The sequence below is a fragment of the Cupriavidus sp. 21MJTG02-4 genome, from assembly GCF_057798975.1.
Map to the genome: position 1 here is coordinate 345,586 of NZ_JBYOJP010000002.1, position 12,066 is coordinate 357,651.

Genomic DNA, 12,066 nt, shown 5'->3' on the forward strand with positions numbered 1-12,066 from the left:
CGATGAGCGGTACTGTCCAGTTCGCTGTCGAAGGCACGACGGCCACCGTCACGCTGTCGCACCCGGGCAAGCTCAACGCCATCTCGGCGCAGATGTGGGAGGCGCTGACCGCCGGCTTCACGCGGCTGTCGGCCGACCCCTCGCTGCGCTGCGTGGTGGTGCGCGGCGCCGACGGCAATTTTGCCGCCGGCGCCGACATTGCCGAGTTCCCCACGGTACGCGGCGACGAAGCCGCGGTGCGTCGCTACCACACGGAGATCATCGCGCCGGCATTGACGGCCATCGACGCTTGCTTGCACCCGACCGTGGCGATGATCGAGGGCGTATGCGTCGGCGGCGGCCTGGAGATTGCCTGCCACTGCGACCTGCGTATCGCGGCGGACAACAGCCGCTTCGGCGTGCCGATCAACCGGCTCGGCTTTCCGATGGCGCCGGGCGAGTTGAAGGGATTGCTGGCGCTGGCGGGCCGTGCCGTGGCGCTCGAGATCCTGCTCGAAGGCCGCGTCTTCGATGCGGCCGAAGCGCGCGAAAAGGGCCTGCTGACGCGCGTGGTTGCGGCCGGCGGCGTGGCGGCGGAGGTCGAGGCCGCAGTGCGCCGCATCACGGCCGGGGCACCGCTCGCCGCGCGCATCAACAAGGCCACGATCCGCCGCCTGTCGCCACAGCCCGCGCCTCTGAGCGCCGAGGAACTGGCCGAACATTTCGCCTACGCCGAAGGCGGCGACCATGCCGAAGGCGTGGCCGCCTTCCTGGCGCATCGTCCGCCGCGGTTCACGGGGAACTAGCGCATTTCCGCATTACAATCGCCCATCGCGTCATCGTCCCATCGACCCTTCGCCCATTGCATTGCGCGCCCGGATTCCGGAAGCCCTTGTCTTCATCCGCACCATGAACGCCAACCTGTTCGCTCTGTTCGAAACCCGCTTTCCCGCCGACCGTACCGCGTGCTGCATCGAAACGCATGACGGCCTGTACTACAGCTGGGACGATCTCGACCGCGCCACCGCCAAGCTGGCCAACCTGCTGACAGGCCTGGGCCTGCCCGAAGGCGCGCGCGTGGCCGTGCAAGTGGAGAAATCGCCCGAGGCGCTGTTCCTGTACCTGGCCACGCTGCGCGCCGGCTATGTCTACCTGCCGCTGAACACGGCCTACCAGGAAGCGGAGATCGACTACTTCGTCGGCAACGCCGAGCCGTCGGTGGTGGTGTGCAGCAGCAAGAATTTCGCCTGGGTATCGAAGGTGGCGTTCCGCCACGGCACCAGCTACGTCTTCACGCTTGACGAAGACCGTTCGGGCTCGCTGCTGTCGCGCGCCGCGGCGCGGCCCGATACGTTCGAGACCGTGCAGCGCGCTGACGACGACCTGGCCGCCATTCTCTATACGTCCGGCACCACCGGCCGCAGCAAGGGGGCGATGCTGACGCATGGCAACCTGGCATCGAACGCGCAGACGCTGCACGAATACTGGGGCTGGCGCAGCGACGACGTGCTGCTGCACATGCTGCCGATCTTCCACGTGCATGGCTTGTTCGTGGCTTCGCACGGCGCGCTGCTGGCCGGTGCCAAGATGATCTGGGCGCCCCGGCTCGACATGGCGCAGGTGCTGAAATTCCTGCCGCGTTCCACCGTGATGATGGGCGTGCCGACCTACTACGTGCGCATGCTGCAGGAGCCGCGCTTCGACGACGATACCTGCCGCCGCATGCGCCTGTTCGTGTCGGGTTCGGCGCCGCTGCTGCTGGAGACGTTCGAGGAGTTCCGCAAGCGCACGGGCCATACCATCCTGGAACGTTACGGCATGAGCGAGACCGTGATGCTGGTCTCCAACCCGTACGACAGTGCCCTGGGCGAGCGCATCGGCGGCACCGTCGGCATGCCGCTGCCGGGCGTGTCGGTACGCGTGGTCGATGGCGAGGGCCAGCCGAGCGCGGTCGGCGAGATCGGCAATATCGAGGTCAAGGGCCCGAACGTGTTCAAGGGTTACTGGCGCATGCCGGAAAAGACGCGCGAGGAATTCACGGCGGATGGATGGTTCAAGACCGGCGATGTGGGCCGCTTTGGCGGTGCCGTCGTCAGCCAGGCAGGCGAGGTTTCGGTGCCGGACAACTACGTGACCATTGTCGGCCGCAGCAAGGACCTGATCATCTCCGGTGGCTACAACGTGTACCCGAAGGAGATCGAGAGCTTTATCGACGAGATGCCGGGCGTGGCGGAAAGCGCGGTCATCGGCGTGCCGCATGCCGATTTCGGCGAGGCCGTGGTGGCCGTGGTGGTGAAGAAGCCCGGGGTCGAACTCGATGAGGGCGAACTGATCGGCACGCTGAAGGGACGCATTGCCAACTTCAAGGTGCCCAAGCGCGTGCACGTGGTGGATGAGCTGCCGCGCAATACCATGGGCAAGGTGCAGAAGAACGTGTTGCGGCAGCAGTTCGCCGCGCTGTAATCACACCTGGGCTGGTTTTTCCCCTCTCCCGCTTGCGGGAGAGGGGGCGGGAGTTTCCACGAAGTGACAGCCGTCGCAATGCCAGCGCTGGCCCTCACCCGCGACACCTCTCCCACTGACGTGGGAGAGGAGAGAAACCTCGCTTTCTCCCTCGCGAACGTCTTGTCTTACTTCAGCATCTGCACCGACCCATTCACCGACACGGTGACCTGCGTCTTGCCGCCCTCGACCGGCACCGGCGCCGCGGCGTCGGACATCATGGCCTTGGCGGCGCCATACATGCGTGGCATCGGTGGCACCACGCCGCTCTCGTTCACATTCACTTCGCGGATCGTATAGCTGCTGAAGCCGAACAGCTTCGAGGCGGACTGCGCCTTTTCGCGGAAGGCGCCCACGGCCTGTTCGGTCAGCTTGCCTTCGGCGGCCAGGCGCGCTTCGCGCGACAGCGAGAACGCAATGCCCTGCACCTGCATCTGGTTGGCCAGGTCGCCGGCCAGCTTCGATACGGCCGCAAAATCGCGCGATTGCAGGATGACTTCCGAACGGCCGCGCCAGGTGGTGATGCGGCCATTGCGGTCGGTACTCGGGCGGATCGTGAAGCCACCGGATTCGGCCTGCACGCCGGGTGTGCGCTTGGCCTGGTTGATGACGGCCTGCGTGCGGGTCGAGAGCTGCGACGAGATCGCGCCCGGCTCCGCGCCTTCCTGCTCCGCGGCCAGCGTCAGGTGCACGACGTCGGTCGGGACTTCGGTCACGGCCTGCGCGGAGAGCGACAGCACGCCGGCCGGCGGCGGCACGGTCTGCGCGGAGGCGGCCAGCGCCGTGGCGCCAAGCAGGGTCGCTGCAAGCAGTTGCTTCATTCTTCTTCTCCCAGTCAAAGTGATGGGTATGAGACGCAAACGCCGCGCAATCGTTCCGCGCGCTCGCACGGATGGATGCGTCAGAATGCCTTCCAGGCCTTCCAGAACATATAGCTGGCCAGGCAGAGCAGCAGGATCGCGAACGCTTTCCTCAGCTGCGCCACGTCCATGCGATGAGCGGTACGGGCGCCCAGCGGCGCGGTCAGCACGCTGGCGACGGCAATGCCGACCAGCGCCGGCAGGTAGATATAGCCGAGCGAGCCGGCCGGCAGGCCTGGCTGCTGCCAGCCGCTCCAGATGTAGCCGATCACGCTGGCTACCGCAATCGGGAAACCCAGCGCGGCCGAGGTGGCCACTGCATTGTGGATTGGCACATTGCACCAGGTCATGAACGGCACGGAGACAAAGGCACCACCCGCGCCGACCAGGCTCGACAGGAAGCCGATCACCGATCCAGCACCCACCATGCCCGGCACGCCCGGCAACTGGCGGCTGGGCTCGGGGCGCCGGCTGCGCAGCATCTGCAGCGCCGAAAAGCCGACGAAGCAGGCGAATGCCAGCGACAGCCAGCTGGTCTTGAGCGCGGCGAACACCTTGCCGCCGCCGATCATGCCGCCCAGCAGGATCCCCGGCGCCAGCGCAAGCACGATCGGCCAGCGCACCGCGCCGCGCTTGTGATGGGCGCGTACCGACGACAGCGAAGTGAACAGGATGGTGCCCATCGACGTGGCGATGGCCATATGCACGATGGCCTCGCCGGTAAAGCCGAGGCTCGTGAACAGCAGCGTAAGAAAAGGCACCATCATCATGCCGCCGCCCACGCCGAGCAGGCCGGCGCAGAAACCGGTAAAGGCGCCCAGCGCGAGCAGGGCGGGAATCAGGGCAAGGCTCATAGAAAGGAAACGAGGAAAACGCCGCGTCGCTTGTGGTTGTACTTGTGATCGCATCCGCCGCGCGGGCGGCACGGCTCAGCCCATCAGCCGCGTGGTGATGAAGCGCCATTCGGCCGGCGTGACCGGCGTGATCGACAGCCGGTTGCCGCGCCTTAGGACGACCATATCGGCGAGTTCTTCGTGCGCGCGCAGTTCGGCCAGCGGGATCAGTGCGCTCTTGCGCACGAACTTCACGTCGACGAGCTGCCAGCGCGGCGCGTCCGGCTTGGACGCGGCATCGTAGTAATCGCTCTTGCGATCGAACTGGGTCGGGTCAGGGTAGGGCTGCGAGCAGACCTCGGCGAGGCCGGCGATGCCGGGCTCGGGGCACGACGAATGGTAGAACAGCACGCCGTCGCCAATGCGCATGACGTCGCGCATGAAATTGCGCGCCTGGTAGTTGCGCACGCCGGTCCACGGCAATGTCCCTTCTTTTGCAAGGGTATCGATGCTGGCCTCGTCCGGTTCGGACTTCATCAGCCAGTATTGGCGGGCACGTGCGGGCGCTTTTTCTGTGCGACTGTTTTCTGCGCGGCTCATGGCAGTCGGGGATGCGGGCGTTTTGGAATACGCGCTGCACGCGCGACGCGGCAGCGCCCGGCAAGAAAAAAGGCGGTGGTCTGTGAAAACCACCGCCTTTTTAAGGGGTCCCCGCCTCGGCCGTTGGGTCGGCATCCTGAACCCTGTTGAGGTTCAGAGTGGCTGCGGAAGTCGTATTTCGGGTACATCACCCATTCAGGGAGTCCAAGCCAGGCCCAGACTATGAAGGTAGCGACGCGCTCGCCCATACGACATGATCCCGCACCATGCGATGCATATCGGTTCAAGGAGTCTATGACCCTAGCGAACCAGGCAGGGAAACTGTCAAACGTCTGACGCTCCGGACATCCCGACGTGACCAGAATTTGGACTCGCGGGCGGGATGTCAGACGTTTGCCGTTTCGAACTAGGATGGGATGAGAACGGCGGTCAGGCGCGATAACCCGACCCTTATGCTGCACGTCTGTGGTGCCTCGTGCAGTCTGGCTACACTATACACCTCGATGTGTTGCATACCAAGTCCACCTGGCCGCCTCGTTACACTTTGCCCGACAGCGCACATCCAGCGCACATGGGCCCGCGGGCCGCGCTCAGCCAGGCTGTGCCTGCGTGCCCGTGCCAACGTGCGCGTACTGGCGCAGCGCTTCGTCGGCACGCTCGTTGAGTTCGCGAATGCGGGCGCGGATGGCATCGACGGGGATCGCGCCATCCGACTGCTGCTTGCGCTGCAGGGCCAGCAGGTCGGACGCGATGCTGATCGCCGCCATCACCGCCACGCGCTCCACGCCCTTGGCCGAGGCGTTGTTGCGCAGCTTGTTCATCTGCGTGTCCACCAGCGCCACGGCGTCCAGCAGCGCGGCCTCGTTCTCGGGGGCGATCGCGAAGCGGTAGGGCTGGCCGGCGATGTTCACTTCGACTTGCTTGTTGCTCATGCGTGTTCTCCGGAGGCCTTGTGCGCGGCGCGTTCATGGGCCGATGACCCGGCCTCTTCGCCGAGCAGGTCGAGCTGGCGCGAGTCGCCCGCGGTGGGGAGCTTGTCGAGGATGGACTGGATGCGCAGTTGCGCTTCCTCGATCTTGATATTGAGCAGTTCGCGATCGGCGGCCATGGCTTCGCGCTCGCCGCGCAACTGTGCGGCCTCGCCTTCCAGGCGCGCGATTTCGTCGCGCAGCCGCTGGTTCTCCGCCGCCAGGGTGTCCGCGTGATGGAGCACGCGTCCGATCTTGGCGGCCAGCTGTTCGAGTTCGTTAAGCATAGGGCCTGTCATGGTGAATGGTGTCAGGTATCGGGATTCTAGCCGAAGCGTCGTCGCGCACAACGAAAGGCAAGGCGGTGTGACCGCCATGACGCGCGGAAGTTGCCCGCTTCTGCGCCGAAATCACGGTTTATGCGCCATTTGCGTGCCGGCAAGTGCGGTCCGAATCTACATTGACTCGGTTAGGGAAACTGCCTACACTGCCGCTCGTTCCAGGTGCTCGCCATCTTGCGCAAGGCAAGTGGCAGTTCAACGGGAAACAGGGAGCCGCGGCCGACAGACAGCTCGGCCAGGCCAACCTGTGCTGCCCCCGCAACGGTAAGCGGCCGCGATGCCTGTCCACACACGGCATCGCAGGGCTGGCCCATCGCCACTGAACCACAAGCGTTCGGGAAGGCGGCCAGCCTGGCGCCGTCAGCCCGGATACCGGCCTGAACGCGGGCTGCCGCCCCTGCGCGGCACGCCTCATCGCCATCTGGCCCGCGGGGGAACGGGTCTGGCTGTCCTATCCATTCCTGCATCATGCGTTCATCGCTTTACAGGTCGAACCGTCCGGCGCTGCCGACGGTGCGTCCGTCCGTGGCTGCCGTACTGGCTGCCCTGTCTTCCCTTGTCCTGAATACGGCCGTGGCACAGACCACCGAGACGCCTGCAGCGTCCCAGCCTGCCGCCGGCGCGGCGCCCGCGCAACTTGCGCCCGTGGTGGTCACGTCGACCCGCACGGCGCAGCCGCTCACCGAGGCCCTGCCGCACACCACGGTCGTGACGCAGGAAGACATCGTCAATTCGCAGGCGCCGGACCTGCGCACACTGTTGCGCAACCAGGCCGGCGTAGAGCTGACCGCCAACGGCGGCATGGGCTCGAACACTTCGCTGTTCATGCGCGGCGCCAATTCCAACCAGACGCTGATCCTGATCGACGGCGTGCGCGTATCGTCCGTGAGCAGCGGCACGGCCCAGCTGGCCAACATCCTGCCCGACCAGATCGACCATATCGAAGTGGTACGCGGCAACGTGTCGGCGCTTTACGGCTCGGACGCAATCGGCGGCGTGGTGCAGATCTTCACCAAGAGCGGTGCAGGCCAGGCGCCGGCGGCGAACGCGCAGGTCGAATACGGCAGCAACAACACGCGCCAGGGCACGGTCGGCTATGGCGGCCAGATCGGCGACACCTCGTTCAACGTGACCGGCTCAGCGTTCAAGACCGACGGCTTCTCGTCGATCAACACGAAGCAGGCGCCACGCGCCAACCCGAACGACAACCCGTACGAGAACCAGAGCGTGTCGGCGCAGGTGAAGCACCGCTTCACGACTGACTGGGATGCGGGCCTGGCGGGCTACTACTCGAAGAGCAAGCTGTCGTACGACAACAACTTCGGCCGGCCTACCGACGACAACCGTTCCAACAGCGACCTCTACACCGTGTCGGCCTTTGTCAATGGCAAGGTGCTACCGGACTGGGCGACGCACTTCAAGCTGGCGCAGAGCGAGGACCGCAGCGAGAACTTCCTGAATGGCGCGAACAACGGCACCTTCAACACGCGCAACCGCCAGTTCAACTGGCAGAACGAGTACGCACTGGCGGCGACGCACACGCTGCTGTTCGGCACCGATTACCTGCAGCAGGAACTGGATTCCAACTCGTACAATGCGCCCTCGCGCAATGTCTTCTCGGTATTCGGCGGCTATGACGGACGCATCGGCAAGCACCAGCTGCAGCTCAATGGCCGCAACGATCACTACTCGGACTTCGGCAACCAGGCCAGCTTCTTCGCGGGCTACGGCTACAACCTGACCGAGGCCCTTAAATTCATCGCCAACGTCAGCAACGCTTTCCGCGCACCGACTTTCAACGAGCTGTATTTCCCGGGATTCGGCAACCCGAACCTGAGCCCCGAGCGCGCCAAATCGGCCGAAGTCGGTGTGCAGTACAACACTGCCGCGGCCGGCCTGCTGCGCGTGACGGCCTTTGAAACGCGCTACAACGACCTGATCGTCACCGTGTCGCAGCCGAACGGCATGTTCCTGCCCAGCAACGTCAACAAGGCGAAGGTGCAAGGCCTGGAGGCCTCCTGGCGCGCGACGCTGTGGAATACCGACGTGGGGGCCAGCGTAACGTTCCAGAACCCGGTCGACGAGCAGACCGATACGCAGCTGCTGCGCCGCGCGCGCCGCCATGCCGCGTTCGACGTGGGCCGCAACTTCGGCAACTGGCGTTTCGGCGGCGAGTGGCTGTTGTCGTCGTCGCGCCTGGACGCCGGCTCGCGCACGCTGGGCGGATACGGTATCGTCAACCTCAACGCGCGCTACAACATCGACAAGCAATGGTTCGTTGCCGCCCGGGTGGAAAACCTCTTCGACAAGAACTACCAGCTGGCCTTCCCGTACAACACGCAGGGCAGGGCGGGCTTTATCACGCTGGGCTGGCGCCAGAAATGACGGGCCGCGTGGCGCGCGATGTCTGAGTTCCGGCGCGCCCTCGCGGTATGGCTCGCGCTTGCGGCGGCGGCCGTGGCGGTGTTTCTGCTGTCGCTGGCGCTGGGCAGCGTGCGCCTGGATGCCGCCCAGCTCTGGCACGCACTGAGCGGCGCCGACACGGGCACCGCCGGGGCCATCGTGCGCGAGCTGCGCCTGCCGCGCGCCGCGGCCGCATTCGCATGCGGCGGCCTGCTGGCCCTGTCCGGTGCGCTGATGCAGGTGCTGTTGCGCAACCCGCTGGCCGAGCCCTATGTGCTGGGCGTATCCGGCGGCGCCGCCACCGGTGCGCTCGGGGCGATGCTGCTGATGCTGCCGCTGTGGGCCGTGCAGGCTGGCGCCGCGAGTGGCGCGCTGCTGTCGATGGTGCTGGTTGCCACGCTGGCGCGGCGCGACCTGCTGCATCCGCAGGTGCAGGGCGGCCACCATGAGGCCGGCGCGCGCCTGCTGCTGACCGGTGTGATCCTGGCTTCGGGCTGGGGTGCGCTGATTACACTGATTCTTGCCATCGCGCCCGAAGCGCGGCTGCGCGGCATGCTGTTCTGGCTCACGGGCGACCTGGGCGGAACCGCCGAATACGGCGCCGCGCTCGCCATGCTCGTTGTCGCCGTGCTGCTGGCCATGCCGATGGCGCGCTCGCTCAATGTGATGCTGCTCGGCGAAACCGTGGCGCAATCGCTGGGCGTGCGCGTGGGACGCGTGCGGCTGGCCACCTTCGTGCTCGCTTCGCTGTCGATTGCCGTGGCCATCACGACCGCCGGCTCGATCGGCTTTGTCGGCCTGGTGGTGCCGCATCTGGTGCGCCTGGCCTGGGGCAACGACCAGCGCCTGCTGCTGCCGGCCTCGGCGCTGCTGGGCGGTGCGCTGCTGATGGCCGCCGACCTGATCGCCCGCACCGTGATCGCGCCCGCGCAGCTGCCGGTGGGCGTCATTACCGCGCTGCTGGGCGTGCCGACCTTCCTTTACCTGCTGCTGCGGAGGCCGCGATGACATCATGGTCCGAACCCGCGGCCGCCTGTCCGACGCTGGCGCTCCACGACGTCAGCCTGCGCACCGGCACGCGCGTGCTGCTGGAGCGCCTGTCGCTGGAGATCGCCCCGGGCCAGCTCTGGTGCGTGGCCGGTCCCAACGGCGTCGGCAAGTCCACGCTGATGGCGGTGCTGTCGGGCCTGCGCCGCGCGGATGCCGGCGGTGCCAGCCTGGACGGCACGCCGCTTGAGCGCCTGTCGCCTGCCGCGCTGGCCCGCCAGCGTGCTTACCTGCCGCAGGCGGTGCACGACACGTTCTCGATGTCGGTCATGGATGCGGTACGCGTTGGCCGTCATCCACACCTGTCCGGCTGGGGCTGGACCGGCCGGGACGACGATGCCATGGTGCGCGCCACGATCCATGCGATGGATCTCGACATGCTGTCCGAGCGCGACGTGCTGACGCTGTCGGGCGGCGAACGCCAGCGCGCCGCCCTTGCCGCCGTGCTGGCGCAGCAGGCGCCGCTGCTGCTGCTCGATGAACCGGTCTCGCACCTGGACCTGCGCCACCAGATCATGGTGCTCGAGGCGCTGGCGGCGCTGGCGCGTGCCGGCCGCCACGCCATCGTCGTGATCCTGCATGACCTGAACCTGGCCCGCCGCTACGCCACCCATGCGCTGCTGATGGCCGAAGACGGCACCGCGCTGCATGGCCCGGCGCAACAGGTGCTGACCCCCGAACAATGCTCGCGCGCGCTGCGCACGCCGATCGTCAGCGTGACGGACGGCGTGCACACCGCGCTGATTCCAGATGGATTCCCCCCCCCCGGCGGAGTCATCGCACGACGAACCATGAACGACAACCTCACAGAACCAGACAACAGTCAGGACGACGCCGGCCGCGATGCCCGCCACAAGGCACGCATGGTCCGCAAGAAGGAAGTGATCGACGCCAAGATCGCCGCCGCGCAGGACGAGCGCGGCGTGATCGTCATTACCACCGGCAACGGCAAGGGCAAATCGAGCTCGGGCTTCGGCATGGTGGTGCGCGCACTTGGCCACGGCATGCGGGCCGGCGTCGTGCAGTTCATCAAAGGCGCGCAGGCCACCGGCGAAGAAATGTTCTTGCGCCGCTTTCCCGATGAATGCGCCTTCCACGTGATGGGCGAAGGCTATACCTGGGACACGCAGGACCGCGCGCGCGACGTGGCCAAGGCCGAAGCGGCCTGGGAAGTGGCGCGCGGCATGCTGCGGGACCCGTCGATCGGGCTCGTGCTGCTCGATGAACTCAACATTGCGCTCAAGCTGCACTATCTTGATGTGGAGCAGGTCGTGGCCGACCTGCGTGCGCGCCCGCCGATGCAGCACGTCGTCATCACGGGCCGCGGGGCGCCGCCGGCACTGGTGGACGCGGCCGACACCGTGACCGACATGGTCCCGGTCAAGCACGCGTTCCAGCAAGGCATCAAGGCGCAGCGCGGCGTGGAGATGTAGCGGTACATTGCGGCCCGATTGTCTTTCCTCGTATCACTCGAATTCATTGCGCATCATGATGTTCCCGGAAATCGCCCCCCTCGACGACGCGCTGCGTCCGGCCCTGCGGGCCGCCATCGACGACAAGACCAAGCCGCTCGGCGCGCTTGGCCGCCTGGAAGACCTTGCCATGCAGATCGGCCTGATCTGCGGCACTACGCAGCCCGCGCTGAAACGCCCGACCGTGATCGTCTTCGCGGGCGACCACGGCGTGGCTGATGCCGGCGTGAGCGCCTATCCCGCCGAAGTCACCGCGCAGATGGTGCTGAACTTCCTCAAGGGCGGTGCGGCCATCAATGTGTTCTCGCGCCTGCACGGCATTGCGCTCGAAGTCGTCGATGCCGGCGTGCGCGCGCCACTGCCCGCCGCGCCGGGGCTGGTCAACTGCCGCATCGCCGATGGCACGCAGAACTTCGCTGAAACGCGCGCAATGAGCGCGGAGCAGGCCAGCGCGGCGATGATGGCCGGCATGGCGCGCGTGCTGCGCGCCGCGCAACAGGGCTGCAACGTGATCGGCTTCGGCGAGATGGGCATTGCCAACACCTCTTCGGCGGCCTGCCTGATGAGCCGGCTCACGGGCCTGCCGCTGGCCGACTGCATCGGGCGCGGCACGGGGCTGGACGACGACGGCCTCGCGCGCAAGCGTGAAGTGCTCGAACGCGCGCTGGCGCTGCACGCGGACGCGGAGGAACCGCTGGACGTGCTGGCCGCGTTCGGCGGCTTCGAGATCGCGATGATGGCCGGTGCCTTCCTCGCCGCCGCGGCGAGCCGCATGGTGATCCTGGTGGATGGCTTCATTGCCTCGGCCGCGCTGCTGGTCGCGCATTCCATCGATGCCCGCGTGCTGCAGTACTGCGTGTTTTCGCACTGCTCGCACGAGCGCGGCCACCGCGCGCTGCTCGATCATTTCAAGGCCGAGCCGCTGCTGGCGCTGGACCTGCGCCTGGGCGAGGGCACCGGTGCGGCGCTGGCCTGGCCGCTGGTGACATCCGCCGCGGCCTTCCTGAACGAGATGGCTACGTTCAGCGGTGCCGGTGTCAGCGGCGCCTCGGCCTGATCGC

At 66.8% G+C, this 12,066-nt stretch carries 11 protein-coding genes, 1 other RNA gene, 1 pseudogene and 1 riboswitch; of the genes and pseudogenes, 7 read left to right on the forward strand and 6 right to left on the reverse strand.

What is annotated here, in order from left to right:
- The first annotated feature begins 2 nt into the window (after positions 1 to 2).
- On the forward strand, positions 3 to 785 hold the full coding sequence (locus AC3FKH_RS04840; RefSeq protein WP_488673386.1) for an enoyl-CoA hydratase/isomerase family protein: 783 nt from the start codon (positions 3 to 5) through the stop codon (positions 783 to 785).
- 103 nt (positions 786 to 888) lie between these two features.
- Positions 889 to 2,442, forward strand: a complete 1,554-nt coding sequence (locus AC3FKH_RS04845; protein ID WP_488673388.1) for a malonate--CoA ligase — start codon at positions 889 to 891, stop codon at positions 2,440 to 2,442.
- Positions 2,443 to 2,609: 167 nt separating this feature from the next.
- Here AC3FKH_RS04845 and AC3FKH_RS04850 read toward each other — a convergent pair whose 3' ends face one another.
- The 6 genes from AC3FKH_RS04850 to AC3FKH_RS04875 all read right to left on the reverse strand — a co-directional run bounded on the left by AC3FKH_RS04850 (position 2,610) and on the right by AC3FKH_RS04875 (position 6,029).
- The gene (locus tag AC3FKH_RS04850) at positions 2,610 to 3,302 is read right to left on the reverse strand and encodes an SIMPL domain-containing protein (RefSeq protein ID WP_488673390.1); all 693 of its coding nucleotides are present in this window, start codon (positions 3,300 to 3,302) and stop codon (positions 2,610 to 2,612) included.
- A gap of 80 nt (positions 3,303 to 3,382) precedes the next feature.
- On the reverse strand, positions 3,383 to 4,195 hold the full coding sequence (locus tag AC3FKH_RS04855) for a sulfite exporter TauE/SafE family protein (protein ID WP_488673392.1): 813 nt from the start codon (positions 4,193 to 4,195) through the stop codon (positions 3,383 to 3,385).
- Between the two features lie 75 nt (positions 4,196 to 4,270).
- Positions 4,271 to 4,711, reverse strand: a complete 441-nt coding sequence (locus AC3FKH_RS04860) for an EVE domain-containing protein (protein ID WP_488673394.1) — start codon at positions 4,709 to 4,711, stop codon at positions 4,271 to 4,273.
- Positions 4,712 to 4,878: 167 nt separating this feature from the next.
- Positions 4,879 to 5,096, reverse strand: a non-coding RNA gene (ssrS, locus tag AC3FKH_RS04865) — 6S RNA.
- Positions 5,097 to 5,364: 268 nt separating this feature from the next.
- Positions 5,365 to 5,706 (reverse strand): cell division protein ZapA, encoded by a 342-nt coding sequence (locus AC3FKH_RS04870; RefSeq protein WP_483709058.1) that lies wholly within the window; start codon positions 5,704 to 5,706, stop codon positions 5,365 to 5,367.
- A complete protein-coding gene (locus AC3FKH_RS04875; protein ID WP_488673396.1) occupies positions 5,703 to 6,029 on the reverse strand; it encodes a hypothetical protein in 327 nt (108 codons plus the stop codon). Before AC3FKH_RS04875 ends, AC3FKH_RS04870 begins: the two co-directional genes overlap by 4 nt.
- Positions 6,030 to 6,225: 196 nt before the next feature.
- A riboswitch (cobalamin riboswitch) is annotated at positions 6,226 to 6,478 on the forward strand.
- A 73-nt stretch (positions 6,479 to 6,551) separates the two neighbouring features.
- Here AC3FKH_RS04875 and AC3FKH_RS04880 point away from each other — a divergent pair.
- The 5 genes and pseudogenes from AC3FKH_RS04880 (at position 6,552) to cobT (ending at position 12,062) form a co-directional block, all read left to right on the forward strand.
- Positions 6,552 to 8,468, forward strand: coding sequence for a TonB-dependent receptor plug domain-containing protein (locus AC3FKH_RS04880; RefSeq protein WP_488673398.1), 1,917 nt, complete (start codon positions 6,552 to 6,554; stop codon positions 8,466 to 8,468).
- 18 nt (positions 8,469 to 8,486) lie between these two features.
- A complete protein-coding gene (locus tag AC3FKH_RS04885; protein ID WP_488673400.1) occupies positions 8,487 to 9,494 on the forward strand; it encodes a FecCD family ABC transporter permease in 1,008 nt (335 codons plus the stop codon).
- Positions 9,491 to 10,297: pseudogene (locus tag AC3FKH_RS04890) on the forward strand (ABC transporter ATP-binding protein); the annotation flags it as partial. The gene AC3FKH_RS04885 and the pseudogene AC3FKH_RS04890, both read left to right, overlap by 4 nt.
- Positions 10,298 to 10,324: 27 nt before the next feature.
- Complete coding sequence (gene cobO, locus AC3FKH_RS04895; protein ID WP_488673843.1) at positions 10,325 to 10,966, forward strand: cob(I)yrinic acid a,c-diamide adenosyltransferase; 642 nt, start codon at positions 10,325 to 10,327, stop codon at positions 10,964 to 10,966.
- 55 nt (positions 10,967 to 11,021) lie between these two features.
- Positions 11,022 to 12,062, forward strand: coding sequence for a nicotinate-nucleotide--dimethylbenzimidazole phosphoribosyltransferase (gene cobT, locus AC3FKH_RS04900; protein WP_488673402.1), 1,041 nt, complete (start codon positions 11,022 to 11,024; stop codon positions 12,060 to 12,062).
- Positions 12,063 to 12,066: the final 4 nt, after the last annotated feature.

Coding starts and splice junctions, on each gene's coding strand:
- AC3FKH_RS04840 (WP_488673386.1), top strand. CDS start 3: ATGAGCGGTACTGTCCAGTTCGCTGTCGAAGGCACGACGGCCACCGTC.
- AC3FKH_RS04845 (WP_488673388.1), top strand. CDS start 889: ATGAACGCCAACCTGTTCGCTCTGTTCGAAACCCGCTTTCCCGCCGAC.
- AC3FKH_RS04850 (WP_488673390.1), bottom strand. CDS start 3,302: ATGAAGCAACTGCTTGCAGCGACCCTGCTTGGCGCCACGGCGCTGGCC.
- AC3FKH_RS04855 (WP_488673392.1), bottom strand. CDS start 4,195: ATGAGCCTTGCCCTGATTCCCGCCCTGCTCGCGCTGGGCGCCTTTACC.
- AC3FKH_RS04860 (WP_488673394.1), bottom strand. CDS start 4,711: ATGAAGTCCGAACCGGACGAGGCCAGCATCGATACCCTTGCAAAAGAA.
- AC3FKH_RS04870 (WP_483709058.1), bottom strand. CDS start 5,706: ATGAGCAACAAGCAAGTCGAAGTGAACATCGCCGGCCAGCCCTACCGC.
- AC3FKH_RS04875 (WP_488673396.1), bottom strand. CDS start 6,029: ATGCTTAACGAACTCGAACAGCTGGCCGCCAAGATCGGACGCGTGCTC.
- AC3FKH_RS04880 (WP_488673398.1), top strand. CDS start 6,552: ATGCGTTCATCGCTTTACAGGTCGAACCGTCCGGCGCTGCCGACGGTG.
- AC3FKH_RS04885 (WP_488673400.1), top strand. CDS start 8,487: ATGTCTGAGTTCCGGCGCGCCCTCGCGGTATGGCTCGCGCTTGCGGCG.
- cobO (WP_488673843.1), top strand. CDS start 10,325: ATGAACGACAACCTCACAGAACCAGACAACAGTCAGGACGACGCCGGC.
- cobT (WP_488673402.1), top strand. CDS start 11,022: ATGATGTTCCCGGAAATCGCCCCCCTCGACGACGCGCTGCGTCCGGCC.